The sequence below is a fragment of the Nonomuraea sp. PA05 genome (assembly GCF_008086045.1).
In the GTDB taxonomy this organism is placed as follows: domain Bacteria; phylum Actinomycetota; class Actinomycetes; order Streptosporangiales; family Streptosporangiaceae; genus Nonomuraea; species Nonomuraea monospora.
The window spans coordinates 183,871-208,535 of sequence record NZ_VSEY01000024.1 but is presented as its reverse complement, the minus strand read 5'-3'; the positions used below and the strand labels follow the sequence as shown (position 1 = coordinate 208,535).

Genomic DNA, 24,665 nt, shown 5'->3' with positions numbered 1-24,665 from the left:
GCACCGCCGTGAGATGCCCGCACCGCCGTGAGATGCCCGCACCGCCGTGAGATGCCCGCACCGCCGTGAGATGCCCGCACCGCCGTGAGCCGCCTGTGCCGCCTGTGCTGCCGCCACGCCGCTCTCGCACCATCGGCCATCCGCAGCGGCCTTACCCCGCCACGGCGGCCAGCGCGGTCATGATCAACGTCGCCGACGCCGCCCCCGGATCCTCATGCCCCACACTCCGCTCCCCGAGGTAACTGGCCCGCCCCTTCCTCGCCTGCATCGCAATGGTGGCCTTGGATCCCTCCCCGGCCGCCCGAGCCGCCTGATCCAGCGCCTGCCGCACCCCCACCCCGTCCCGTACGGCCAGAGCGAGCGCACGCGAGGCGGGCGCCAGCGCGTCCACCATGGTCTTGTCACCCAGCGCGGCCTTGCCCAGCCGCTCGACCGCCACCACCCCCTCCTCGAACGCCGCCGCGAAGCCCGCCAGCGTCACCGGCGTCGCCAGCGCCTTGCCCATCTGCCGGAACAGCGACCCGTACAACGGCCCTGAAGCCCCGCCGACGCGGCGGATCAGGGTCGCGCCCGCCGTCGTCAGCACCTCCGCCTCCGACCCGGGCGCCGAGTCGGCCAGCGCCTTGAGCACCTCGCTGAGGCCGCGGTCGAGGTTCGTGCCGTGGTCGGCGTCGCCGATCGCCGCGTCCAGCCGGGTCAGCCGGTCGCGGTCGGCGCGCACCAGCCTGGCCGCCTCCTCGAACCAGGCCACGAACAGCGCCGTCTCCATCACCGCCCCCATCGCAGGCCGGGCGTCTCGACCGGCGCGTCCCACAATCGGGTCAGCCTGTCGTCGAGCCGGCAGACGGTCACCGAGAAGCCCTGCATCTCCAGGCTCGTCACATAGTTGCCCACCAGCGACCGCGTCACCCGCGCCCCCTTGCCCTTGACGAACGCGGCCACCTCCGCGAACACCACGTACAACTCCATGAGGGGCGTGCCGCCCATGCCGTTCACCATCACCAGCAGGTCGCCCCGCAGCGGTAGGTCGCCGTGGACGGCCTCCATCGCCACGGCCGCCAGCTCGCGCGCCGACACCATCGCCACCCTGGCCCGCCCGGGCTCGCCGTGGATGCCGATGCCCAGCTCCACGTCCGTCTCGGGCAGGTCGAACGTGGGCTTCCCGGCGGCGGGGACCGTGCAGGAGGACAGCGCGATGCCGAACGACCTGCTGCGCTCGTCCACCTCGGCCGCCACGGCGGCGACCTCGTGCAGCGGCGCGCCCTCCTCGGCCAGCGCTCCGGCCATCTTCTCCGCGAACAGCGTCGCGCCGGTGCCGCGGCGGCCCGCCGTGTAGAGGGAGTCGCGCACGGCCACGTCGTCGTCGATCAGCACGCTGACCACCTCGACGTCCTCGGTCAGCTCGGCGGCCATCTCGAAGTTGAGCACGTCGCCGGTGTAGTTCTTGACGATGTGCAGCACCCCCGCGCCGCCGTCCACGGCTCTGGTGGCCTCGATGATCTGATCGGGGACCGGCGAGGTGAAGACCTCGCCCGGGCAGGCGGCGTCGAGCATGCCGTACCCGACGAACCCGGCGTGCAGCGGCTCGTGCCCCGAGCCGCCACCCGAGACCAGGCCCACCTTCCCGGGACGGGGGCCCTCAGCCCGGTACACCACCTGATCGCGGATCCGCAGCGACGGATGAGCCGCGGCCATGCCGTTCAACGCGTCCTCAACTACGGAGTCGGCCGAGTTGATGAGCTTCTTCATGGTCAAAACATCTGCCCGTTTTCACGACTGCGCAAGCGTCGTAGCGTGGGCGGCGTGGATGTCGTCTACAACCCGTACGACCCCGCGGTGAACGACGAGCCCTACCCCGTCTACGCCCGGCTGCGTGCGCAAGCGCCCGTCTACCACAACCCCGCCCTCGGCTTCTGGGCCCTGTCCCGCTACGCCGACGTCTCGGCCGCGCTCACCGACAGCTCCCTGCTGTCCAGCGACCACGGCCCCATGCTGGACCCGGGCGCGTGGGGGCCGCACGCGCGCACGTTCCTGTCGTTCGTGGCCATGGACCCGCCCGAGCACACCCGCATGCGCGCCGCGATCTCCCGCGGCTTCACCCCGCGCCGCGTCGCCGCGCTCGAACCCATGATCAGGCAGATCGCCCGCGGCCACATCGGCCGCGCGGTCGAGCGCCGCACGTTCGACTTCGCCCGCGAGATCGCCGCCAAGCTGCCGCTCGACGTCATCTCCGAACTGGTGGGCGTGCCGCCGTCCGAACGGGCGCACGTCCGCAGGAACTTCGGCGCCCTGCTCATGTACGACCCCGAGGGCAAGATGGCCGAGGACGGGCTCAGAAGCGTCATCGGCCTCGGCGACTACTACCGCTCGATCATCGCAGAACGCAGGAAGGCCCCCCGCGACGACCTCGTCTCCGTGCTCGTCGCCGACGACGAACTGGCCGACGAGGACATCGTCGCGTTCCTCTTCCTGCTCATCGGCGCCGGCGCCGAGACCACCACCCACCTGCTCAGCGCCGCCTGGTACTGGGCGTGGCGCAACCCCGCCCAGCGCGCCGTCGCGTTCGGCGGGAAGATCGGGCAGTGGGTCGAGGAGTCGCTGCGCTACGACACCCCCGCCCACGGCGTCGCCCGCCGCCTCACCCGCGACACCGACTGGTACGGCACCCGCGTGCCCAAGGACGCCAGGATGTGGCTCCTGATCGGCTCGGCCAACCGCGACGAGACCGTCTTCCCCGACCCCGACGCCTACGACCTCAGCCGCGACACCGGCCGCGCCATCAGCTTCGGCGCCGGCCGCCACTACTGCCTCGGCGGCCCTCTCGCCAGGCTGGAGGCCAGAATCGCCCTGGAAGAGCTCACCAAGGCCGTCAGACCCGGCTACGACGTCGATCCGGCCGGCATCAGGCGCACCGCCCACGGCAACGTCAGAGGCATGGTGTGCCTCCCGACTACCGTCACACCCGCCTGAGTAGGTTACCGTTCGCACATGGCTGAGATCGTGTACCCGCCGGTGATCGCCGCCGCGCGGACCCTCTTTCGCGTGCTCGACATCCGCTTCCACATGGAAGGCACCGAGCACGTGCCGCGGTCGGGGGGAGCGGTGCTGGTGAGCAACCACATCAGCTACCTCGACTTCATCTTCGCGGGGTTCGCCGCGCTGCCGTCCAAGCGGCTGGTGCGCTTCATGGCCAAGGAGGACGTCTTCACCCACCGCATCTCCGGCCCCCTGATGCGCGGCATGCACCACATCCCGGTCGACCGGGGGGCGGGCGCCGGCTCGTACGCCACCGCGCTGCGCATGCTGAAGGCGGGCGAGGTCGTCGGCGTGTTCGCCGAGGCCACCATCAGCCGGTCCTTCACCGTCAAGGAGATCAAGAACGGGGCCATCCGCATGGCCATGGCCACCGGGACGCCGATCATCCCGGTGAGCCTGTGGGGCAGCCAGCGGCTGTGGACCAAGGGGCGGCCGCGCAAGCTGCTGCAGCGTCACGTGCCGCTCACCATCCTGGTGGGGGAGCCGATCTACCCGAAGCGCGGGGAGAACGTCGGCGAGCACACCGCCGATCTGCACGCCCGGCTGTCGGAGCTGGTGGACCGGGCGCAGCGGACCTATCCGGAGGTGCCGCAGGGGGTGTGGTGGCAACCCGCGCACCTCGGTGGCACCGCGCCCACTCCCGAGGAGGCCGCCGCCATGGACGCCGCCGAGGCCGAGGCGCGCGCCCAGCGCGACTGACCCGCCGCCGCCCTCCCGCCGTCCGGGCTTGCGTCTTTCGCGTTTCTCGCCGCTCGCTCTTTTGGGCGGACGCTCTTTCTGCCGTCCGCCCTGCCGGTCGTTCGCCTTCCCGGGTGTTCGCTTTCCCGGTCGTCCGCTTTCCCGGGTGTTCGCCTTGCCGGGTGTTCGCTTTCCCGGTCGTTCGCTTTTTCCGCCAGCCGTCGTACGCGTTACGCCGCCCACCCCCCCCGGGCACCTCTGCCTGCCGTGGCGAAACCCTGGTACCTCGGAGATGCGCAGGACGGCGCACCCGGCACACGAACGGGCACCCGGCACCCAAGAACGAGAACGCCCCCCGGCCCCACCCGCCCACCGTTCAGATGGCCGCCTGATAAGCGCTGGCCCGCATCCCCGCCAGCAACCCCGCCGTCTGCTCCGGCGTATACCTCCGCACCGGATCGCCATGCAGCAGCCCTTCGATGAGCGGCCGCATCACCCCGGCCCGCCGAGGCGGCGGATAGGGCCCGCTACGCGCCATCCCGAGCACGGTGGCCGCGTCCTGCCCCGGATAGGGCGGCTGTCCTTCGATGGCACTGTAGAGCGTGGCCCCGAAGGACCACATGTCGGCCTCTTTGCTGGCCGGCCCGCCGTGCAGCCGTTCGGGCGCCATGAAGGCGGGTGTGCCGCGCAGGCGGCGGGAGGTGGTCATGCGGATGTCGCCCTCGGCGGTCGCTATGCCGAAGTCGGTCAGCACCACCCGGTCGCCGGTCAGCATGACGTTGGCGGGCTTCACGTCGCGGTGCAGCACGCCGGCCTGGTGGGCGGTGCGCAACGCCGCGAGCAGGTGCTGCCCGATGGCCGCCACTGACTGGGCGGGCAGTGTGCCCACCTGCGACAGCAACTGGTGCAACGAGAGCCCGTCGAGGTACTCCATCACGATCCAGAGCTTGCCGCCCTCCTCGATGAGGTCGTGGACCGTGATGATGTTGGGGTGCGTCAGCCCGGCTGCCATCCGGGCCTCGCGCAGCACCCGGCGGCGCACCATCTCGGCCTCACCGGCCAAGGTCAGCTCCTTAAGCGCCACCGTACGGTGGAGGAGCTGATCGAACGCCCGCCAGACGACTCCCATACCCCCACGACCGGCCTCCTCGTTCAGGAGGTACCGTCCGCCGATCTTCCGCATACCATCCCCTCAAGCTCGGGGATAATCATGTCACCTCAGCACGAGCTGTAGGGTGCCTAACGTGATGTGGATATGTCGGAAAGTGTAGGTTCGCTGGTCAGAGGCCCAGAAAATTGATCTGACAAAGCGCGCCACACCAGTCCGACTGCCGCCAAACATACTCCTGTGGCGCCGACGAGGGCGGCTGTCAGGCCGGCCAGCTCCGCCACGACGCCTCCCAGGGCCGCTCCCAGGGGCATGCCACCCATCCCGATGAGGCGGTATGCCGAATTGACCCTCCCGAGCAGTTCCGCCGGGATGAGCCGCTGGCGGGCCGAGATCACCAGGACGTTTCCTGCGGCGCCGACCACGCCCCACAGCACGGCGGTCGGGTAGAGCGTCCACGGAGACGGCACGATCACCGGCACCAGGAGCAGCACGCTGGTGGTGAGCCAGTTGCCGACGAGCGTCCGCAGCTCGCCGAACACGCCCGCCGCCCGTTCCGCCAGCAGCGACCCGAACACCGCCCCGACCGCGAAGGCCGTGGTCATGAGGCCGTACTCGCCCGGCTCCAGGCCGATCCGCGATCCGTCGCCGACCGCCCAGAGGACGAAGACGGCGAAGTAGCTGGCGTTGGCGAGGTTGAGCAGGCCCGCCGTGATGGCGAGGCTGCGCAGGAGCCGGTGGCCCCACAGGTAGCGCAGGGCCTCGGCGATGTCGGCCCGCATCGGGCGGGGCGCGGGCGGGTCCGGCAGCCGGTACGTGCCCCGCATGCCGAGCAGGAGCAGGCCCGCGGCGCCGTACAGGAGGGCGGGGGCGCCGAAGACGGCGGCGGGCAGCGCCACGACGAGCACCCCCGCCGCCGGGGCGCCGACGAAGTCGTTGCCGATCAGCTGGGCGGTGGACACGCGGCCGTTCGCCCTGGTCAGCTCCGCTCCGGAGACGCTCATGGGCAGGACGGACTGCGCCGACAGGTCCGCGAACACCTCGCACACGCCGGCCAGCAGCACGGCGGCGAGCAGCAACCAGAGATTCAGCATCCCGAGGACGGCCAGGACGGTGACGGCGGCCAGGAGAACCGCACGCACCAGATTAGCCCTGACCATGATCAGACGGCGGTCGGCCCGGTCGGCGATGGCGCCCGCGTGCAACGCCAGCAGCAGCCACGGCAATGTGGCGGCGGCCCCCGCGAGAGACACCAGGGTGGGGGATCGGGTCATGCTCACGGCCAGCAGCGGCGCACCGATCTTCAGTACACCGTCCGCCAGGTTGGACAGCCCCGTGGAAGACCACAGGAAAACGAACGATCGCCCAAGACGTGCCACGGTTTGCTCCGATAGTATGCAAGGGAAAGTGTGCATAAGTTTCTTTGCAAAGATAGGCTTGCACAGTATGCAAATCAAGAGCTTCTCCGCCCGCACGCTCGATGCGAACGCACTGAAGTCGTTCGCTCACCCGCTGCGCCTGCGCATCTACGAGCTCCTGGACGAACACGGCCCCTCCACGGCCACCGGCCTGGCCGCCCGCCTCGGCCAGAACACCGGCGCCACCAGCTACCACCTCAGGGAACTGGCCAAGCACGGCATGATCGAGGTCGTCGCCGGGATGGGGCGCGGCAAGCAGAAGTACTGGCGCGTCACGCCCGGCGGCTACTCCTACGGCGAGGCCCGCCCCGCCGACCCCGAGGTGGCGGGCGCGCTGGACTACCTGCTCGATGACCTGGTACGCACCCGCGGCGCGGAACTGTCCCGCTGGCGGGAGGAGTCGGCCACGGCGCCCGAGGAGTGGGTGCAGGCGAGCGTGTACGGGCGGCGATCGCTGCGGTTGACGCCTGAGGAGACGGCGTCGATGCGGGACCAGGTGTTCGAGGTGCTGGAGCGGTACCGGGCGTTGTCCGATACCCGGGAGGACGAGGCGACCGGGCACGTCATCGTGCACTTCGACGTGCTGCCGACGGGTGTGGGGGGCGAGGGCTGACCGGCTGGCAGGCAACGATTGGCCGGTGTGGGGGTGTGACGGCTGGCCGGTGTGGAGGGGCAGGGGTGCCGGGCGCGATCACAACCTAGGGATTTCCCTAGGTGCCGCCCTGAAGCCAGGGCTTCGTGTGACGCCATAGTTTCATCGACACCCGGCCTATCACGAGCAGTGCTCAACTGACGTAGGAGTCGACCATGGCGCGCAGCACCGATGCGGGTGGTGGCCGGACCGCGGACCCTGGGCCTCGCGCCCCTCTCGGCCTCATGGAACGGTCCAAGGCCGGTGGGTGCGGGGTGCTCCCATGGGCGGCAGGCGGGGGCTCGCCCGCGCGCGAGCGCGCCCGTACGCGGTTCCGGAACGTGCAGGTGCGGGTGGGTCTACGGGCGAGTCTGCGGGCTGGGCTGCCGGTCAGGTGGCCGGCCCGTCTGCGGGATGGGCCGCGGGCAGGGTCGTCGGTTGGGCTGGGGGCCGGTTCGCGGGGAGGGCCGCGGGCCGGGATACCGGGCGCGGCGCCGCCGTCGGAGCGGGCGATGTTCGGCGGCGCCGCTGCCCATACGTGCAGGGGCGGTCCGCGCGTCAGGTGCGCGGCAGGCCTCCGGGCCCACCGGACATAGGGCCCGGAGGGGCGGCGCCCTCGTCCCGGGCTGGAGGGACGGGGGCGCCTGCCCCGTACGCGACCCGGCGTGCGCGATGCCCGGCGTGCGCGATGCGGGTGTCCGCGATGGGGGCGTGCGGGATATCAGGGCGTGGGCGACGCGGGCGTGCGCGATACGGGCCTATGGGACCCGGGCGCGCGCGATAAGGCGTGCAGGACCCAGGAGTGCAGGACCCAGGCGTGCGGGACGCGGGCGTGTGCTACCCCGATAAACCCGACCCCGACCTCAGCCGGGCGAGTCCCGTCAGGGAAGCAGGCTCAGGGCGCGCCCCATCATCTCCTGCGTCGCCTTCTCAGCCGACCCGCAGTCGAACGGCGGCTCCGGATCGTACTCGATCAAAAGCTGCACACTCTCCGCCACCTCCGCCCCACCAGCCCGCCCCAGCAACGTCAGAGCCATGTCGATCCCCGCCGACACCCCCGCCCCCGTAACGACCTTCCCGGCGGTCACCACGCGCTCGCTCACCGGCTCCGCCCCGTACCGCTTGAGCTCGTCCAGGACAGCCCAGTGCGAGGTGGCCCGCACCCCTTCGAGCACCCCCGCCTTGCCGAGCAGCAGCGAGCCGCTGCACACGGAGGTCGTCCACCGGGTGTGCTCGTGCGCCTGCCGGATCCACCCGACCAGGGCTTCGTCGGCGAGGGCGTCGAAGGTGCCGCTGCCGCCCGGGACGACGATCACGTCCGGTGCGGGCAGGTCGGCGTAGGTGGCGGTGGCGGTGATCGAGAGCGTGCCGTGGTCGTCGGCGACCGGCCCTGCCTCGCCGGCCACGAAGGTGACCGTGCAGCCCGGCGCGAAGGCCAGCACCGTGTACGGCCCAACCGCGTCGAGCGCCGTGAACCGCGGATAGAGCGGAATGGCGATGTTCATGTGCCCCGTGGCCTTTCCCTGGAAGTGGAGTGGAATCGTCTGCGGTGGTCGCCGGGCGAGATCCGCCAGTGCCGGCGGAAGACCCGGTAGAGCGTCTCCTGCGTGCCGAGGCCCGCCTCCCTGGCCACCGCGGTCAGGGGGAGACCGGTCACCTCCAGCAGCCGCCTGGCGGTGTCGGCGCGGCTGCGTTCGACGTACCGGCCGGGTGACAGGCCGGTCTGCTCGGTGAAGACGCGGGAGAAGTGCCGCTCGCTCATGCCGGCGCGGGCGGCCAGGGCGGGCACGCTGAGGTCGGCGGACGGGTTCGCGTCGATGTAGGCCTGCAACTCCCTGAGCGGCTCGCTGCGCGGCGTCATCGCCCGCATCGGGGTGCTGAACTGGCTCTGCCCGCCCGGTCTGTGCAGGTAGACCACGAGGCCGCGGGCGACGTTCGTGGCGAGTTCGTGGCCGTGGTCCCTGGCGACCAGCGCGAGTGCCAGGTCCACGCCTGACAGGACGCCTGCGGCGGTCCAGACGTCGCCGTCCTCGATGTAGAGCTGGTCGGGGTCGACCTCGACGTCCCCGTACCGGCTGCTCAGCTCGCGGGCGGCGAGCCAGTGCGTGGTGACCCGCCGGTGGTCCAGCAGGCCGGCCTCCGCCAGCAGGAACGCGCCGTTGCAGACGGACGCCACCCGCCGCGCCCCGGCCGCCAGGCGGACGACGTCGGCGATCAGCTCGCGGTCCTGGACGTGCTCGGGCACGCTCAGGCCGCCCGCCACCAGCAGCGTGTCCAGCGGGCCCGTGACGTCGCCGAGCGCGCCGGTCGTGACCGTGACGCCGTTCCCCGCGGACACGGCGCCGCCGCCGGGGGACGCCACCTCCACCGTGTAGCCGTCTCCGGGCGAGAGGAGGGCCGCCGTGCCGAACACGTCGGCGGGGCCTGCCATGTCGAGGAGCTGGAAGCCGGGGAAGACGACGATCAGGATACGTCGCTGCATGTCTCTCATGCTGGCCGTGCCCCGGGATGGCGTCAACGACACGAATATTGCAGATTACGCCACCGCCCCCGCAGACGGCGAGAGCCCCCGGGGGCAGGACCCCGGGGGCTCTCGGCGGCGATGGGAACTCAGCCCATGTGCGGGTAACGGTGGTCGGTCGGCGGCACGAACGTCTCCTTGATCGCGCGGGCGCTCACCCACCGCGTCAGGTTGAAGATCGAGCCCGCCTTGTCGTTGGTGCCGGACGCGCGCCCGCCGCCGAACGGCTGCTGGCCCACGACGGCGCCCGTCGGCTTGTCGTTGACGTAGAAGTTGCCCGCCGCGAAGCGCAGCCGCTCGGCCGCCGCCGCGATGGCGTACCGGTCCTGGGCGATGATCGACCCGGTCAGCGCGTACGGGGAGACGTTCTCCATCTGGTCCACGACCCGGTCGTAGTCGCGGTCCTCGTAGACGTGCACGCCGAGGATCGGCCCGAAGTACTCCTTGACGAAGATCTCGTCGGCCGGGTCCGCGCACTCCAGGACGGTCGGCTTGACGAAGTAGCCGACGGAGTCGTCGTAGGAGCCGGTGAGCACGTCGATGTTCGAGGCCGCGCGGGCCCGGTCGATCGCGTCCTTGTGCTTGGCGAACGCCCGCGCGTCGATGACCGCGCCCATGAACGTCGACAGGTCGGCCGCCACGTCGCCCACCGTCAGCGACTCGGCGGTGGCGACGAAGTCGTCACGCATGCGGTTCCACAGCGAGCGCGGCACGTACGCCCGCGACGCCGCGGAACACTTCTGACCCTGATACTCGAACGCGCCCCTGACCAGCGCCGTCGTCAGGACGGCCGGGTCGGCGGAGGGGTGCGCGAGCACGAAGTCCTTGCCGCCGGTCTCGCCGACGAGACGCGGGTAGCCGTGGTAGGCGGAGATGTTGGTGCCGATCGTGCGCCACAGGTGCTGGAACGTCGCGGTCGAGCCGGTGAAGTGGATGCCGGCCAGCGCCGGGTGCGCCAGCGCCACCTCGGAGACGGCCTGCCCGTTGCCCGTCACCAGGTTGATCACGCCAGGCGGCAGCCCCGCCTCCTCCAGCAGCCGCATCGTGAAGTGCGCCGCGAACTGCTGCGTCGGCGACGGCTTCCACACCACGACGTTGCCCATCAGCGCGGCCGAGGTCGGCAGGTTGCCGGCGATCGCGGTGAAGTTGAACGGCGTGATCGCGAGCACGAACCCCTCAAGGGGGCGGTACTCCATCCTGTTCCACACGCCGGGCGAGGAGATCGGCTGGTCGGCGTAGAGCTGCCGGGCGTAGGCCACGTTGAAGCGCAGGAAGTCGATCAGCTCGCACGCCGCGTCGATCTCCGCCTGCTGCGCCGACTTCGACTGCCCCAGGACGGTCGCCGCGTTCAGCGTCGCCCGCCACGGGCCCGCCAGCAGGTCGGCCGCCTTCAGGAAGATCGCCGCCCGCTCGTCGAACGACAGCGACCGCCACGCCGGCGCCGCCTGGAGCGCCGCCGAGATCGCGTCCTGCACGTCCTGGGCCGTAGCGTCGTTGGTACGGCCCAGGACGGAGGCATGGTTGTGCGGCTGCACCACGTCGATGGGGGCGCCGCCGCCGAGCCGCTGCTCACCGCCGATGGTCAAGGTCAGGTCGAGCGACGCGCCGGCCAGCTCCTTGATGCGGTCCTCCAGCGTCTCCCGCTCGGCGCTGCCGGGCGCGTAGCCGAGCACAGGCTCGTTCGCGGGCACGGGGACGTTGCTGATGGCATCCATTTACTTACCCCCAAGGGCACGAAGGAAGAAGGCGACGTTGGCCGGACGCTCCGCCAGGCGGCGCATGAAGTAGCCGTACCAGTCGTCGCCGTAGGGGACGTACACGCGGACCGTGTGACCGGCCCCGGCCAGGGCCTCCTGCCGGTCGGTCCTGATTCCGTAGAGCATCTGGAACTCGTGGTCGCCGATCGTCCTCCCGAAGCGGTCGGCGAGCAGCTCGGTGATCGCGATCATGCGGTCGTCGTGCGTCGCCACCATGGGGTAACCCTTCCCCGCCATGAGGATCCGCAGGCATCGCACGTAGGCCTTGTCCACGTCCGGCTTGCCCTGGTGCGCGACCGACGCAGGCTCGCGGTAGGCGCCCTTGACCAGCCGCACGCGCGAGCCCTCCGCGGACAGGTCGCGGCAGTCCTGCTCGCTGCGGAACAGGTACGCCTGGATCGCCACACCCGTCGCGGGATAGTCCTCGCGCAGCTTGCGCAGGATCGACAACGTGGAGTCGATCGTGGTGTGGTCCTCCATGTCGAGCGTGACGGTCGAGCCGTTGGCGGCCGCCGCGGCGCAGATCTCGCGGGCGTGCTCCAGCGCCATGGAGTCGTCGAGCCGCTGCCCGACGGCCGACAGCTTCACCGACACCTCGCCACGGGCGCCCAGCTTGAGCGGCTCGACGGCCTGCAGCAGCGTGATGTAGGCGTTGGCGGTGTCCTCGGCGGCCCGCGCGTCCAGCGTCTCCTCGCCGAGGTGGTCCACGGTGACGGCGAGGTTCGCGTCGCGCAGCCGTTCGATCGCGGCGCGGGCCTCCTGGACGCTCTCGCCCGCGACGAAGCGCTTCACGACCCTCTTCGTGAGGGGGAAGCCTGACACGGTACGGCGTACGACGCCGCTCCTCGAAGCGGCGAGCAGCAGTTGACCCAGCATGCGTTCAGTCTAGAAACCGCAGCTCAGAGGGGGCCATCGACGCGCGTAACGCCGGTTGTGGCAGGCTGTCATACAAATGCACAACTCGGCTGACCTACAAGAGATCGTCGATGAGATCGCCGCCCGGCTGGGGGCGTCCGCGACGCTGGAGGACCGCTCGTTCCGGTTGCTCGCGTACGGCGCGCAGCACGGCGACATCGACACGGTCCGCCAGGAGTCCATCCTGCGGCGGCGCGCTACGGGCGAGGTGCGCGAGTACTTCGAACGTTACGGCATCGCCCGGGCGAACGGGCCCGTCAGGATTCCCGCGGACGCCGAGCTCGGGGTGCTGGCCAGAGTCTGCTGGCCGCTGCGCCACGCCGACGTCACCTACGGCTACCTGTGGCTGCTCGACTCCGGTGAGCTGACCGGCTCTGGCGGGCAGATCGGGTCGGGCGAGCGGGCCGGTCCCAGTGGGCTGACCGACGAGCGGTTGGCCGCCGCCGCCCCGCTCGTGGCCCGGGCCGCCGCCGCGCTCGCCCAGGAGGCCAGGAGCCGCCAGGACCTCGGACGCGGCCTGCGCGCCCTGCTCTCGGCCGACCCGGAGGAGCGGGCCGGCGCCTCGATCGAGGTGCCGGGCCCGGTCGCGGCCATCGCCGTGCGCGAGTCGCAGGAGCGGGTGGCGGCCCTCTGGACGCTGCCGCGCGGCGTGCTGGCCCGCGCCGGCTCGCCCGTCGCCCTGCTCGCCCCCGCCCACCTGGCGGGGGAGGTGGCGCAGACCATGCAGAGCGCGTACGGCACCGCCGCCGGCATCGGCGCCACCCGCACCGACCCGGCCGACGCCTGGCTGAGCTGGCGCGAGGCCCGCCAGGCGCTGCGCATCGCCGAGCACTTCCCGCGCCACGCGCCCATCGCCCGGTGGGAGGACCTGGGTGTGCACCGCCTGCTGGCCCGGCTCGGCCAGGCCGACCTGCGCGAGCTGTCCGCCGAGACCGCGGCGCTGGACGCCGAGCTGGCCCAGACCGTGGAGGTCTACCTCGACCGGGGCGGGCACGTGCAGAAGACGGCGGCCGAGCTGGGCATCCACCGGCAGACGCTCTACTACCGGCTGGGCAAGGCGGAGCGGCTCATCCACCGCGACCTGTCGGACGGCGACGACCGGCTGGCCGTGCACCTGGGACTGAAGGCGGCCCGCCTCCGCCCGCACGACCAGCCGTGATCACCGAAGCCCGGGGGTTACGCGTCCAGGACCTGGCGCAGTGCGGCGGCGAAGGCCTCGGGCTGGCCCGGCATGCCGAACTCGTCCCCCATGAACCCTCCATGGTTGCTGGGGAAGATCACCGGCTTCGTACCGAGCCGCTCGGCCACCCCCTCACCCCCACGCCGCGCCATCTGCCCCTCCGACTCCGCACCCACCGCGATCACCACACGCGTCGAAGCCCCCCGCAGCGCCTCGAACTCGGGCTCGTAGTGCGTGCACGTGATGAGGTTCTGCCCCAGCAGCGGATCGTCGCGCGAGCCGTCGTCCTGCGTCGGCAGGCCCATCATGGCCGGATCCGCCACCGGCAGCTCCTTCGGATCCGCCGGGAACTCGCCGGTGTGGCTCGTCGTCGCGATGAACTTCGCCATCGCGGGCCCGAAGCCCTCCCGCTCGTACGTCTCCCGCATGTCCATGATCACGGCCATCGCCCGCTCCGCGTCCGGCAGCACCTTGGCGACCGGCGGCTCGTGCGCCACCAGCGTGCGCACCTGGCCGGGATGCCGGGCCACCAGCGCGAGCGCGTTCACCGCGCCGCCGCTGCTGGCGAAGATGTCGACCGGCCCGCCGCCGATCGCGTCGATCAGCCGGTGCAGGTCGTCGGCGTGCAGTTCGGGCGTCGACTCGGCCAGGCCGTCCGTGCGCTTGCTCCGGCTCACCCCGCGCGGGTCGTACGTCACCACCGTGCGGTCCTCGAAGTGGCCGGCCAGGGTGGTGAAGCCGCTGGCGTCCATCGGAGAGCCGATCATCAGCAGGATCGGCTCGCCGCCGCCCTGGGCTTCCCGCACGTCGTACGCGAGGGTGGCGCCGGGCACCTCAAGGGTGTGGCTTCTGGGTTCGGTCATGTGTCACTCCTTGTCGATGAACCGAAGATGGAGACCGGGGGAGACGGCGAAAGTCATCGGTCGTCTCCGGCGCACTCGGCCACGACTCGGACCTTATCCGCTCATGTCACGATGAGGCCTGCCTCGGCGAGCAGAGCCAGGAACAGTCCGAGACACAGGAGCGCCACCGGCCACACTCGCTGAGTGAGGGCTATGGCCATGCCGACGACAAGCGCGACCAGGGCGAGGCTGCTCAGGAGGTTCACGGAAGCTTCCTGCCCGCGTACCCGAAGGTCAGGCCCGACGGGGGCTTGATCGTTGAACTCCGGGCCGCGCCCGCTGCGTACCGGGCGGCCGGGAGACTCTCGGACTGGCGGGCGACCCCACCCCCGGGGACCCCGCGCAGGTGCGCGCGCCGGCGGCGCGCCTGCTGGATCAGGCGCGACTGGCCGAGGACGACACGGCCCGGCTGACCACGGTCGCGGGCGACGGCCCGGCGCAGCGGCCGCGGAGGAGCTGCGCTAGCGAGCCTTGTAGACCTTCACCCAGTCCACGTACATCGACACGGTGTCAGGCGTCGAGGAGTCCCGGCAGCGCGGCTCGCACACCACGTCGTTCTGCAGGGCGAGCCCCATCTTCCGCCCCTCGGGCACATGCCTCCCCCGGTACTCCCACACCTTCCTGCCATCCAGCCAGAACGTCAGCCGCCCGGGCAGCCAGTCCACCGCCGCCGTGTGCCACCGCGTGAAGTCCCCCCGCAGCGCCTTCCTGGCGCGCCCCTGCTCGCTGTGCACGAAGATCCCGCCGCCCTGCCGCCGCGGGTCGACGATCTCGGCGAAGTTGACCTCGGAGTAGCCGTCGTCCTGCGAGACGGGCCAGAGCAGCGCCACCGGCGTGTACCCGGCGCCCGCCTCCGCCTTGAACCGGACCTCCCAACGCCCGTACTCCTGGGCGAGGCGGGTGGCGACGCCGCCGGATAGGTCCTTGCCGCCGTACCTGCCGCCCTTGAGGCGCAGGGCGCCGTTGGAGACGGAGGCGGCCTTGCCGGTGCGCGGGTTACGCGCGGCCTGGGGCGAGTGGTAGATCATCCAGCGGCTGGTGTCGATGGCGGAGCCGTTGAAGTTCTCGACGAGGACGGGTCTGCCCCACGAGGTCTGCGCGTGCGCGGTCTGGGGGAGGGCGGCGACACCCGCGAGTGCCACCGCCGCCAGGATCGGTCTGCGTGTAGGCATGCCGACCATCGAAGCAACATCTCACGGAGATAACAACCCATCTGTCCCATCAGTCACTCGTGAGCGGGGCGCACCGAGCATGGAGCGGGTGAGGGCTTCGTGGCCGTGCAGCATCTCCTCCAGCGCGGACGTCAGGTGGGAGGCGTCCGGCATGCCGGGGGCGGGGTCCTCGCGCAGGGACGCCAGGACGGCCCGCCGCAGCAGTTCCTTGAAGAACGAGGCGGTCATGCCCTCCGTCCCGGCCACCAGCTGTTCCAGGTCCGGTCCGGCCAGGTGGGCGGCGCCGTACAGGCGCAGCAGGGCGGAGCGGCAGGCGGCGTCGGGTCTGGGGACCTCGACGGCGAGGTCCACCCTGCCTGGCCGGTTCGCCAGGGCGGTCTCCAGGAGGTCGGGGCGGTTCGTGGTGAGGACGAACGTGACGTCGGCGTCGGCGCCGACCCCGTCCATCGCGTCGAGCAGCGTGAACAGCAGCGGGCTGCCCTCGGCGGGGAAAGCGGCGCTCGTGCGCGACCAGGTCGACGTCCTCCACCACGACGATGGCCGGTTGCAGCCGTCTGGCCAGGGCGGCGGCGTCGGAGATGAAGCGCAGCGCGGTGCCGGCCATGACCACGACGGTCACGCCCGGCATGTGGCCCATCAGGTAGCGCACCGTGTGGGTCTTGCCCGTGCCGGGCGGGCCGTGCAGCAGCAGGCCGCGCTTGAGGTGCTGGCCGCGGGCCAGCAGCGCCTCGGTGTGCCGGCCGATGCCCGCCACGTGCCGTTCGATGGTGTCGAGCACCCCCTTCGGCAGGATCACCTGTGCGGGGCCGAGCGCGGGGCGGGGCAGGAACGTCACCAGACTGTTGCCCCGATGCTCGGAGAGCCCGAACGTGAGGATCTGGCCGCGCAGCACGTCGTGGCGGCGCATCAGCCGTTCGATCTCCTCGCGGGTGGCGGTGGCGCGCGCCCGGGAGGTGGCGAGCACCTCGATCCTGCAGCCTTCCCTGCCGAACTGCTCGGCCGGGCCGCGCAGGCAGAGCACGACCGGCGCGCCGTCCGGCGCGGCCGTTCCGACCAGGCCGAACGTCACCACTTCGATGGTCTCGTCCGGGCCGGTCGCCGCGGTGGCGTAGTCGACGGCGCCGATCTCCAAGCGTTCGACGCCGCGGCCGGCCGCGGTCAGGAGGTCGATGGTGTCGTTGTGCTCGCGGCCGTGTCCCGACACGCCGTACCAGGCGGGCTCGCCCCGGCCGGCGAGGTAGGCGTCCACGCCGCGCTGGAGGCTGGCGTGCTCCCAGTTGCCGAACGTCTGCGTGACGACCACGAGGTCCTTCATCGTGCAGGACAGGTGCCCGGTCACCCTGGCCACCAGGGCGGCAACCGGACGGGACTCGTCGATCACGGTGTGCGCGTCGTCGACGAGCCGCTGGAGGGCGTGGGCCAGTGATCGTGCCTCTCCGATCTCCATGCGCGTCACCCTGCACACCGGAATGGGCCTGGAAATGGCGCCGGCAGGTGGCCACCGCCACCTGCCGGAGTATCGAGGGGGTCAGGCGCAGGCCGCCTCGTAGACGCGTACGAGCTCCTGGCTCACCCGCTCCCAGGAGTAGCGCGAACGCGCCCGATCGGCGCCCGCGTAGCCCAGCGCGGTGCGCAGGGTGGGGTCGTAGAGCAGCTCGCGGGCCAGCCGCGCGGTGCGGGCGGGCCGGTCCGGCGGCACCAGGAGCCCGGTGACGCCGTCGATGATGGAGTCGAGGTGCGCGCCCACGGCGGAGGCGATCACCGGTACGCCGCAGGCCATGGCCTCCAGCGCGACGATGCCCGTCACCGCGTCGCGCGGCACCGACACCACGGCGTCCGCGCTGCGCATCAGCTTCGGCACGGCGGCCCGCTTCACCTGGCCGAGCAGCGTCACGCGGTCGGCCACGCCGAGCTGCTCCGCCAGCGCGCGCAGGCGGCGCGCGTCCCTGTCCTGGTCGAGGTCCTCGGGCTCGGGCCCGCCGGCGATGACCAGCTCGACGTCGCCGAGGCCGGGCAGCGCCCGCACGATGGTGTGCGCGCCGCGGTCGATCGAGAGCGGCCCGACGTGCAGGAGGCGCTTGCGGCTGCCGCGCGTGGCGATCGCGCCGCGGCGCTGGAAGCGCTCGGTGTCCACGCCGTACGGCACCACGGCGATGTTGCCGCGCGGCACGCCCAGCCTGATCAGAGCCGACTCCTCGTCACCGGAGCCCGCGATGACCGCGTTGGCGCGGCGTCCGAGCGCCCGCTCCAGCTCCATGTGGGTGGTGTCCACCGTGTGGAACGTCTGCGTGACGGGAACGCCGAGACCCTTGGCGCCGGTCACCGCGACCAGCCCGCCGGTCCACGAGTGCGCGTGGATCACGTCGGGACGCTCCTGGCTCCAACGCTTCATCAACTGGTTGCCGACCTCGTTGAGGTAGGGCGCCACCTCGTCACCCGTGAGCTCCTTGGCGGGGCCCACGTCGATGTGCTCCAGCGTGACACCCGGGGCCACCCGCGTCTTGGGCTTGCCATCGGCGTTGTCACGTCGGGAGTAGATGGTGACGTGGTGATCGCGCCCCAGCTCCCGTGCGACGGACAGGATGCGGTGACGCTGGTTACCGTTCGCGGAAGCGACGATCGCAATATTCATGGCACACCTCAGCGTGGAAAGCCTTGAAGGTGTGCCTGCGTCTTAGGCACGTCGTTCTACGTCTCCGACCATACCCAGATTTCCGTCGATCGCAAACCCCCGCAGATCAGACACCCCGGAGCGCGAAGACCACGATCTCATCCCAAACCTGGCCGCCGGAGAACGCGTGCCGGTCCGCCTCCACCGCCTTGACCACAGTGGACGGCGCCTGACCTGCGCATCTGCTGAGCACGTCGGCCAGCCGCTCCTCCCCGTACGGCTCGCCGTGCTCGTTCCTGGAGGAGATCAACCCCTCCGAGTAGAGCACCAGCGTCTCGCCGGGAGCGATCGTCAGCGTCTCCACGCCGGTCTCCGCCTCGGGCGAGATGCCCAGCGGCACGCCGCCGCCCTCGGTGAAGCGCACCCCGCCGTCGGACTGGAGCAGCACGGCCGGATGGTGCCCGGCCGACGACAGCCGGATCCGCCGCCCCTGCACGAAGCCCGCCACGGCCATCACGAACATGCCGGTCCCCTGCGTGACCAGCGCCTCGTTGACCTTGCGCACCACCAGGTCGGGGTCGGACTCCCAGACGCTGAGCACGCGCAGCCCGCCGCGCACCATGGCGCTGACCGAGGCCGCCTCCTCGCCCTTGCCCGCGGCGCCGCCCAGCGCGAAACCCCAGCCGCCCGAGACGGGGAACACGTCGTAGAACTCGGCGCCCACCGACGAGCCGGGGTGGTAGACGGCCGCCGCCTCGTAGCCGGGCACGTCGGGCAGGTTGCGCGGGGCGACGCTGGCCGACAGGGCGTCGGCGGCGCTGGAACGGCTCTGGAAGCTGTTCTGGGAGCGTACGGCCAGCCCGATCTGCAGCCCCACCTCCTGGAGGACGGCCAGGTCGGCCAGCGCGAACGGCGGCCTGTCGTGCGCCCGGATCAGCGTCAGCACCCCGTCGCCGCGGCCGATCGGCACGCACAGCACCGAGCCCGCGCCCATCACGGTCAGCAGCGGCCCGTCGGCGCAGAAGCCGAGCAGCGAGTCGTCGTCCACCATCTCCAGCACCATGCCGGAGCCGCGCTCCAGCACCTGCAGCACGAGCTGGCTGGCCGCCGGGTCGGCGGACTCCACCTGCCGGACCAGGCCGCCGAGCGGGTGGTTCTTCGGCGCCATGACGACCGAGCGGCGCGGCGCCCCGTCGCGCACCATGTCGGCGACCACCCAGTCGGCCCACTCGGCCGCCAGCAGCCGCGAGGCCCGCTGCAGCACGACGGGGCGCAGCAGCGCCTCCTCGTCGAGCAGCAGCCTGCCCATCCGCGTCAGCAGGTCCTGCCGCTTGGCCGCGGCCAGCAGCAGCGCGCCGTCGCTCAGCTCCGGCCGGCGCGCGCCCGGCTCGGGCAACTGCACCTCGGTCGGCAGCGCGACCGCCGCCACCATCTGCTGCGGCTCGCCCGGCATCGTCAGCCGGGTCAGCGCGAGCTGGACGGTGTGCGTGCGCCCCTGGTGCGCCAGCCGCGTCTCGAACGCCGCCGGCTGCCCGGTCTGCAGCACCGACGTCAGGTGGGAGCGGAACGCCGCCCGGCGCGACACGTCCACCAGCAGCGGGAAGGACCGCCCCACCAGGTAGCCGTCGGGGCTGCCCAGCACGCGGGAGGTCTCGGGGTTGATCCGGCGGACGACGCCGCCGCCGTCGAGGACGATCACGGGCACCGGGAAGGCCCGCAGCACCTGGCGCAGCAGCTTCAGCTCCCGCTGCCCGCCGTCCTTGCGGCTGGGGGCCCGCTTGGGAGCCTTGCGCAGCTCCTCACGGGCCTCCGCCAGCAGCTCCGCGGCGGTGTCGAGCTCGGCGAGCGCGGCGTCCAGCGTGGGCGCCAGGTCGGTGGGGTAGGCGGCCCTCGCCTCACGCAGCGAGGAGACGCGCCCGGCCAGCGCGTCAAGCGCGTGTTCGAGGTCCGGCATGGTCATGGTCTGACGCTACGCCACTCGGGATAATGCTAGCCATAAGGGGTAGAAGCTTGTTGCTATGGAATCGACCGCGATGATCACCCCTGGACTCGCCAGAGACCTCGCCGCACTGGGCCGGCTGGGAGAGGACACCTCGACGGAAAGCGTGTTGCGCGGCCTGACCACAGCGCTGGCCACCGGCGTGCCCAACTGCTCAGGCGCCTCCGCCGAGCACTGGCGCGACCACCGGGTCCTCGTCTCCGGATCGCACAGCGAGCTCATCATGCTCGTCGAGGGCGAGCGTGAGCTGGGGGAGGGCCCCTCCATCGAGGCCAGGCAGAGCGGGGGCCGCTCCACCGTGACGGACGTGCTCAAGGAGACCCGCTGGCCCCGCTACGACGCGCTGGCCACCCGCTGGGGCGTGCGCTCCGCGCTCGTCGTCCCCATCGAGGTGCCGCCCGCCCTGCTCGTCGTCGGCCTCTACTCCGTACGCCCCGGGGCCTTCTCCCCGCAGGGCGCCGGCTCCCTCGCCGACATGCTGACCGAGCAGGTCGGCGTGGCCATGGCGAACATGTGGGAGTTCGAGGAGGTGCGCACCGACCACGCGCAGCTCCAGGAGGCGCTGGCCGGCCGCTCCGTGATCGACCAGGCCAAGGGCATCATCATGCAGACCAGCGGATGCACCGCGGAGGCCGCCTTCGAGGAACTGCGCAGGATCTCCCAGCACCACCAGGTCAAGGTGGCAGACCTGGCCAGGCTGCTGGTCGACGAGCACCAGCGCAAGTCGTCGTCGAAGTCGAAGCGCTAGCCGGCTACTTGATGGCGGACAGCGCGTCCTCCAGCGTGTCGTAGAGCGGCAGGCGCTGAGCCAGGCCAGTGATCCACATCACCTTGGACTTCGAGTACTCGACGCCTATCAGGGCGAACTTCGCGCCCGCCGACAGGCTCGTCTGCCAGTGATGCACGATCAGCCCGAGGGCGCGCGAATCCATAAATGTCACCCCGGCCAGGTCCAGGATGAGGTCCGAGCCCGCCATCGCCAGATAGTCGGCGAACTGGGCTCGTGTCGTGGCGTCGAGGACGCCGTCGACCCTGACCACGGTGATGTCGTCCACGGTCGTCGACGTCAGGCTGAGGGCCGCCACTGGCTCCTCGCCGTTCTCCGGCATTGTCACGGAGCAACCCTACTGTCACCACACGTTCGGCGAATACTTGTCGCCGCATGGGGGATACTGGAGCCGAAGTCCAGCAGAGGGCTTCGGTCTCGAGAGTAGAGCGAGGCGTGCCTCTGCATGGGCTTTTTCCTTTTGCGGCAGGCCGCCTGCGACCCATATGAGGAGCAGCGATGGCTGTGCAGGAATACGTCCTCGAGGAGATGACCGCGGAAGAACTCCTGGCCGAGATGGTCAGGGAGGAGACGCTCGACAGCCACAGGGAGCGTCTGCGCGAGCGCATCGTCGAGATGCACCGGCCGCTCGCCATGGAGATCGCCCGCCGCTACCGTTATCGCGGCGAACCTTTGGAAGATCTCCTCCAGGCCGCGTATGTTGGCCTGATGAAGGCCGTCAACGGCTTCGACCCCACCCTCGGCCACGCGTTCAGAGGGTACGCGGTCGTGACGATGACCGGTGAGGTCAAGCGCCACTTCCGCGACCGCACCTGGGCCATCCGGGTGCCGAGGCTCTACCAGGAGCGCCGCTCGGAGCTCAACCGGCTCGTGGCCGACCTCAGCCAGGACCTCGGCCGCTCGCCGACCGTGGCCGAGCTGGCCGCGAAGATGAACATCAGCGAGGAGGACGTTCTGCTCACGCTCGACGCCTCCGCCGCGTACAGCACTCTGTCGCTCGACGCGCCGCTCGGCACCGACGACGACGCCGCCTCGCTCGGCGACGTCATCCCCGAGGACGACGACACGCTGAGCAACATGGTCGACAGGGAAGCCGTCAAGCCGCTCATCGACGCGCTGCCCTCCCGCGAGAAGCACATCCTGCTGCTGCGGTTCTTCGGCAACATGACGCAGGCCGAGATCGCAGCCGAGTTCGGAATCTCTCAGATGCATGTTTCGCGTATTCTCCGCAAGGTTCTCGACCAGCTTCGCTCCGAGCTGGTCGGCTGACGAAGGCGGTCGCCGGGTGAACGAGGACGTCGAGCCTCAGTCGGGCTACACGAGCCCGCCACCCGGCGCGCCCGTGAAGACACTCCGCTTCCGGCTGCCGGACCTGCCAGAGGTCCGGCAGTTCGCCGAGGAAGAGGCCCGTGGCGTCGGCATGCCGGAAGAGGCCATCGGCGACTTCGTCATCGCCGTCAACGAGGTGGCCACCAACGCCGTCACCCACGGGGCCGACGACGGCCGCATGCGCACCTGGGTGATCAGCGGCGACCTGATCGTCGAGGTGCACGACGAGGGCGCCTGGAAGCCGGGCCCGATGCCGGGCGCCGTGGGCGGCATGGGGCTGTGGGTGGCGCGGCTGCTCTCGTCCGACCTGACCCTGCGCGTCGGCAGCGGCGGCAGCACGGTGATCATGAGGTTCCCCGGCAAGGGCTGAGGTCCCGAACGGCAGATCGCCGGGTGGCTCGATGCCACCCGGCGATCTCATGTGTCCGCTCAACGGCGGGCTCTGCCGCCGCGCCAGTTGCTGTAACCCGTGCGGATGCTGGCCGTGCCGACGCCTGCCTGGTGCAGGGCCAGCAGGGTCAGCCCCAGCAGGACGAACGTCATGCCGGAGATCCCGCCGGGAATGGACGCGCCTACCAGGTCGAGCAGGAAGCCCAGCCCGAAGATGATCGCTGCTACGACTGCGAGCATGTCATGTCACCTCATTTCCTGACTCTGGTACGGATCAGGCTGCGAGGCCTGCGCCGGCTGCGCCGGAGACTTGCTGGACAGCGCCAGCAGCCGCTCCAGGACGGTCCGGTAGTCGCGCAGGGCCAGCCGGAGCTGCTCGGTGTCGGCGCTGCTCCCGGTCTCCTTCCAGCGGTCGCGCAGGGCGTTCGTCCGGCTGCTCAAGGTGCTGGTGAGAGAGTCCACCACCTCGCTGACCAGCCCGTCGGCCCGCTGCACCGCCTCGCCGGGGTCGTCCACGAACGAGGACTGCAGGTCGCGCCAGCGGGCCTGCACCTCGGCGGGGTCCTGGTCGAACAGCACGATGTCGTCGGGGGCGGCGTGCGAGCCGGGGGCGGCGTGCGCCGGGTCGGGCTCGGCGAGCATGTCGCCGTCGGTCCTGGCGTACGGGTCCCGGTAGGGGGCCTCGTCGTCCGCCACGGCTTCGGGTCCAGCGTCGGGGCCGGCGGCGACGGGGGCGCCCGTGACGCCGACGCCGGGAACGGGGGCGCCCGTGACGGGAGCGGCGGGCACCGAGGCGTACTCGTCGTCGGCGCGGCGGTCCCGGACGGTCTCGTCATCGTCCTCGTACCGCGACAGGTCCTCGGTCCTGGCCTCGCTGCGGGCGAGCTCCTCGCCGTCCACGGGATCGTTCGTCAGCCGGTCCCTGTCGTCCTCGCGGTCGTGGTCGTGGTCATGAACGTCATTGCGCTGGTGCTGCGACGGAACCTTCAGCTCGTCGCTGCTCATATCGTTCACCGTCCTCGGGTGGTCTCTTGCAGCAGCTCCTCGAACAGCGCGCGGTAGTGCACCATGGCCTGGCGGAGATCCTCGGTGGAGGCCTCCTTCCTGGCCGCGCGCCCGCTGATCTCGTGAGCCGTCCTGTAATGGTCGAGCGTCGCGGCGTGACCCACCGACAGGTCGGACACCCGCTGCTCGAAGTTCTCCGTGGGGTAGCCGCGCTCCGCCATGACCGCCGTCACGAGCTGGTCCGCCTCCGTCACCGCGAACCCCGGTGCGTCCACGAAACGCTCCTGCACCTCGGTCCACCGGTTGGCGTAGGTGTCGCGCGACTCCTGCGTCAGGGGGCGGATGTCGAGCTCCGCATGGCGCTGCTCGCGGCTGAGCAGCTCCTGCTCCGCCTCGCGGCGGTTGTCGTGCTCGGCGACTATGCGTTCATATTCCGGGCCGAAGCGTTCGCGGAGGTGGGTGCGGCGCTTCTGTTGCTGCAGCACGAAGTAACCGACTGCGGCGAGCGCCACCACCGCGACCACGACGACGGCCACCCATGCCCAGGTGGTCATGATGTTCGCCTCCGGTCTCTGTGTCGAGACCAGCGACTGCCCTCGAACGGCAGGTCGAAACGCCTTTATCGGCGGGCGTCAAGCGCTTTCCTGGCCGCAGCCAGCATGTCTGCTACATGTGAGCCCTGTGAGGCGGCGGGCACCTCGGTGAAACCCTCCGCGGCGTCGTAGCGCACGTCGAGCCCGGCTTCCACCAGCCGCTGCGCCCACCGCAGCGCCGTGTTCAGCCGCTCCGCCGCCGGCGGCCTGCCCTGCGCCGCCGCCGACAGGTTCCGCAGGTTCGTGGCCGGGCCGGACTGGGTGTGCGCGCGGGCCACCTTCCACGGGAGCGCCGCACTGTGGTCCAGCATCGGCTTGGCCAGCCCGGCCGCCCGCTTCGCCTGCAGCACCCCGGACTCGCTGACGCCGAAGTGAGCGGCCAGCTCCTGAACGCTCATCCCCTCCGCCACCCGCCGCGCCAGCTCCTCGCGATCAATGGTCGGCTTCCGCCCCACCTGGCCGCCTCCGCTCCCGCTTTCCGTGTACGCGTGCACGTCCGATGTGCGCTAAGGTTATGACGTCTCGCCCCGTAAGGGCGGCCGACACAGCACAGCCGGGACGTAGCGCAGCTTGGTAGCGCACTTGACTGGGGGTCAAGGGGTCGCAGGTTCAAATCCTGTCGTCCCGACCAGA

Annotated in this window: 26 protein-coding genes, 1 tRNA gene and 1 pseudogene; 8 read left to right on the top strand and 20 right to left on the bottom strand. The window is 71.3% G+C overall.

Annotated elements, in window-relative coordinates; genetic code table 11:
• Positions 1 to 151 precede the first annotated feature (151 nt).
• Positions 152 to 769 carry a dihydroxyacetone kinase subunit DhaL gene (dhaL, locus tag FXF51_RS34370; protein ID WP_148438860.1) on the bottom strand — a complete coding sequence of 206 codons (618 nt, stop codon included), beginning with the start codon at positions 767 to 769 and terminating at the stop codon, positions 152 to 154.
• Positions 769 to 1,749 (bottom strand): dihydroxyacetone kinase subunit DhaK, encoded by a 981-nt coding sequence (gene dhaK / locus FXF51_RS34365; RefSeq protein ID WP_148438859.1) that lies wholly within the window; start codon positions 1,747 to 1,749, stop codon positions 769 to 771. Before dhaK ends, dhaL begins: the two co-directional genes overlap by 1 nt.
• A 54-nt stretch (positions 1,750 to 1,803) precedes the next feature.
• On the opposite strand from dhaK, the gene FXF51_RS34360 reads away from it, so the two are divergent.
• Positions 1,804 to 2,970, top strand: a complete 1,167-nt coding sequence (locus FXF51_RS34360; RefSeq protein WP_262380028.1) for a cytochrome P450 — start codon at positions 1,804 to 1,806, stop codon at positions 2,968 to 2,970.
• Positions 2,971 to 2,988: 18 nt separating this feature from the next.
• Complete coding sequence (locus tag FXF51_RS34355; protein WP_148438857.1) at positions 2,989 to 3,735, top strand: lysophospholipid acyltransferase family protein; 747 nt, start codon at positions 2,989 to 2,991, stop codon at positions 3,733 to 3,735.
• A gap of 355 nt (positions 3,736 to 4,090) precedes the next feature.
• On the opposite strand, the gene FXF51_RS34350 is transcribed toward FXF51_RS34355, so the two are convergent.
• The gene (locus FXF51_RS34350; protein ID WP_148438856.1) at positions 4,091 to 4,897 is read right to left on the bottom strand and encodes a serine/threonine-protein kinase; all 807 of its coding nucleotides are present in this window, start codon (positions 4,895 to 4,897) and stop codon (positions 4,091 to 4,093) included.
• 56 nt (positions 4,898 to 4,953) lie between these two features.
• Positions 4,954 to 6,201 (bottom strand): MFS transporter, encoded by a 1,248-nt coding sequence (locus FXF51_RS34345; protein ID WP_262380027.1) that lies wholly within the window; start codon positions 6,199 to 6,201, stop codon positions 4,954 to 4,956.
• Between the two features lie 67 nt (positions 6,202 to 6,268).
• On the opposite strand from FXF51_RS34345, the gene FXF51_RS34340 reads away from it, so the two are divergent.
• On the top strand, positions 6,269 to 6,853 hold the full coding sequence (locus tag FXF51_RS34340) for an ArsR/SmtB family transcription factor (RefSeq protein WP_187414722.1): 585 nt from the start codon (positions 6,269 to 6,271) through the stop codon (positions 6,851 to 6,853).
• An 899-nt stretch (positions 6,854 to 7,752) separates the two neighbouring features.
• Here the strand turns inward: FXF51_RS34340 and FXF51_RS34335 are convergent.
• The 4 genes from FXF51_RS34335 to FXF51_RS34320 all read right to left on the bottom strand — a co-directional run bounded on the left by FXF51_RS34335 (position 7,753) and on the right by FXF51_RS34320 (position 12,025).
• On the bottom strand, positions 7,753 to 8,376 hold the full coding sequence (locus FXF51_RS34335; RefSeq protein WP_148438853.1) for a DJ-1/PfpI family protein: 624 nt from the start codon (positions 8,374 to 8,376) through the stop codon (positions 7,753 to 7,755).
• Positions 8,373 to 9,353, bottom strand: a complete 981-nt coding sequence (locus FXF51_RS34330; RefSeq protein WP_148438852.1) for a GlxA family transcriptional regulator — start codon at positions 9,351 to 9,353, stop codon at positions 8,373 to 8,375. The genes FXF51_RS34335 and FXF51_RS34330 overlap by 4 nt, the downstream gene beginning before the upstream one ends.
• Before the next feature lie 128 nt (positions 9,354 to 9,481).
• Positions 9,482 to 11,107, bottom strand: a complete 1,626-nt coding sequence (pruA, locus tag FXF51_RS34325) for an L-glutamate gamma-semialdehyde dehydrogenase (protein WP_148438851.1) — start codon at positions 11,105 to 11,107, stop codon at positions 9,482 to 9,484.
• Positions 11,108 to 12,025, bottom strand: a complete 918-nt coding sequence (locus FXF51_RS34320) for a proline dehydrogenase family protein (RefSeq protein WP_148438850.1) — start codon at positions 12,023 to 12,025, stop codon at positions 11,108 to 11,110.
• Positions 12,026 to 12,101: 76 nt separating this feature from the next.
• Between FXF51_RS34320 and FXF51_RS34315 the strand changes: the two genes are divergently transcribed.
• Complete coding sequence (locus tag FXF51_RS34315; RefSeq protein WP_148438849.1) at positions 12,102 to 13,223, top strand: PucR family transcriptional regulator; 1,122 nt, start codon at positions 12,102 to 12,104, stop codon at positions 13,221 to 13,223.
• Between the two features lie 17 nt (positions 13,224 to 13,240).
• On the opposite strand, the gene FXF51_RS34310 is transcribed toward FXF51_RS34315, so the two are convergent.
• The 7 genes and pseudogenes from FXF51_RS34310 to FXF51_RS34290 form a co-directional block, all read right to left on the bottom strand.
• Positions 13,241 to 14,107 (bottom strand): alpha/beta fold hydrolase, encoded by an 867-nt coding sequence (locus tag FXF51_RS34310; RefSeq protein WP_148438848.1) that lies wholly within the window; start codon positions 14,105 to 14,107, stop codon positions 13,241 to 13,243.
• Positions 14,108 to 14,208: 101 nt separating this feature from the next.
• Positions 14,209 to 14,352: a hypothetical protein gene (locus FXF51_RS61115; protein WP_187414721.1), complete on the bottom strand. Its 144-nt coding sequence runs from the start codon at positions 14,350 to 14,352 to the stop codon at positions 14,209 to 14,211.
• Between the two features lie 255 nt (positions 14,353 to 14,607).
• The gene (locus FXF51_RS34305; RefSeq protein ID WP_187414720.1) at positions 14,608 to 15,318 is read right to left on the bottom strand and encodes a glycoside hydrolase family 16 protein; all 711 of its coding nucleotides are present in this window, start codon (positions 15,316 to 15,318) and stop codon (positions 14,608 to 14,610) included.
• A 21-nt stretch (positions 15,319 to 15,339) separates the two neighbouring features.
• Complete coding sequence (locus tag FXF51_RS62090; RefSeq protein WP_222871587.1) at positions 15,340 to 15,765, bottom strand: hypothetical protein; 426 nt, start codon at positions 15,763 to 15,765, stop codon at positions 15,340 to 15,342.
• 109 nt (positions 15,766 to 15,874) lie between these two features.
• Positions 15,875 to 15,955 (bottom strand): annotated as a pseudogene (locus FXF51_RS63890) (hypothetical protein); the annotation flags it as partial.
• 891 nt (positions 15,956 to 16,846) lie between these two features.
• Positions 16,847 to 17,950, bottom strand: a complete 1,104-nt coding sequence (locus FXF51_RS34295; protein ID WP_148438846.1) for a glycosyltransferase — start codon at positions 17,948 to 17,950, stop codon at positions 16,847 to 16,849.
• Positions 17,951 to 18,056: 106 nt separating this feature from the next.
• Positions 18,057 to 19,889: a SpoIIE family protein phosphatase gene (locus FXF51_RS34290; protein ID WP_262380025.1), complete on the bottom strand. Its 1,833-nt coding sequence runs from the start codon at positions 19,887 to 19,889 to the stop codon at positions 18,057 to 18,059.
• A 58-nt stretch (positions 19,890 to 19,947) separates the two neighbouring features.
• Between FXF51_RS34290 and FXF51_RS34285 the strand changes: the two genes are divergently transcribed.
• Entirely contained in the window at positions 19,948 to 20,676 is a 729-nt protein-coding gene (locus FXF51_RS34285; protein WP_148438845.1) for a GAF and ANTAR domain-containing protein, read from the top strand.
• A 4-nt stretch (positions 20,677 to 20,680) separates the two neighbouring features.
• On the opposite strand, the gene FXF51_RS34280 is transcribed toward FXF51_RS34285, so the two are convergent.
• Entirely contained in the window at positions 20,681 to 21,037 is a 357-nt protein-coding gene (locus tag FXF51_RS34280) for an STAS domain-containing protein (RefSeq protein WP_148438877.1), read from the bottom strand.
• Between the two features lie 176 nt (positions 21,038 to 21,213).
• On the opposite strand from FXF51_RS34280, the gene FXF51_RS34275 reads away from it, so the two are divergent.
• Positions 21,214 to 21,984: a SigB/SigF/SigG family RNA polymerase sigma factor gene (locus FXF51_RS34275; RefSeq protein WP_148438844.1), complete on the top strand. Its 771-nt coding sequence runs from the start codon at positions 21,214 to 21,216 to the stop codon at positions 21,982 to 21,984.
• A gap of 16 nt (positions 21,985 to 22,000) precedes the next feature.
• Positions 22,001 to 22,414 (top strand): ATP-binding protein, encoded by a 414-nt coding sequence (locus tag FXF51_RS34270; protein ID WP_148438843.1) that lies wholly within the window; start codon positions 22,001 to 22,003, stop codon positions 22,412 to 22,414.
• 59 nt (positions 22,415 to 22,473) lie between these two features.
• Here the strand turns inward: FXF51_RS34270 and FXF51_RS34265 are convergent, their stop codons facing one another.
• From FXF51_RS34265 to FXF51_RS34250, 4 genes are all read right to left on the bottom strand, one after another.
• Positions 22,474 to 22,674 (bottom strand): hypothetical protein, encoded by a 201-nt coding sequence (locus FXF51_RS34265; protein ID WP_148438842.1) that lies wholly within the window; start codon positions 22,672 to 22,674, stop codon positions 22,474 to 22,476.
• A 6-nt stretch (positions 22,675 to 22,680) separates the two neighbouring features.
• Positions 22,681 to 23,439, bottom strand: a complete 759-nt coding sequence (locus FXF51_RS34260; protein ID WP_148438841.1) for a hypothetical protein — start codon at positions 23,437 to 23,439, stop codon at positions 22,681 to 22,683.
• Between the two features lie 5 nt (positions 23,440 to 23,444).
• Positions 23,445 to 23,993 carry a hypothetical protein gene (locus FXF51_RS34255; RefSeq protein ID WP_148438840.1) on the bottom strand — a complete coding sequence of 183 codons (549 nt, stop codon included), beginning with the start codon at positions 23,991 to 23,993 and terminating at the stop codon, positions 23,445 to 23,447.
• A gap of 65 nt (positions 23,994 to 24,058) precedes the next feature.
• Positions 24,059 to 24,487 carry a helix-turn-helix domain-containing protein gene (locus FXF51_RS34250; protein ID WP_148438839.1) on the bottom strand — a complete coding sequence of 143 codons (429 nt, stop codon included), beginning with the start codon at positions 24,485 to 24,487 and terminating at the stop codon, positions 24,059 to 24,061.
• A 99-nt stretch (positions 24,488 to 24,586) separates the two neighbouring features.
• Between FXF51_RS34250 and FXF51_RS34245 the strand changes: the two genes are divergently transcribed.
• Positions 24,587 to 24,663 (top strand) — tRNA-Pro (locus tag FXF51_RS34245).
• Positions 24,664 to 24,665: the final 2 nt, after the last annotated feature.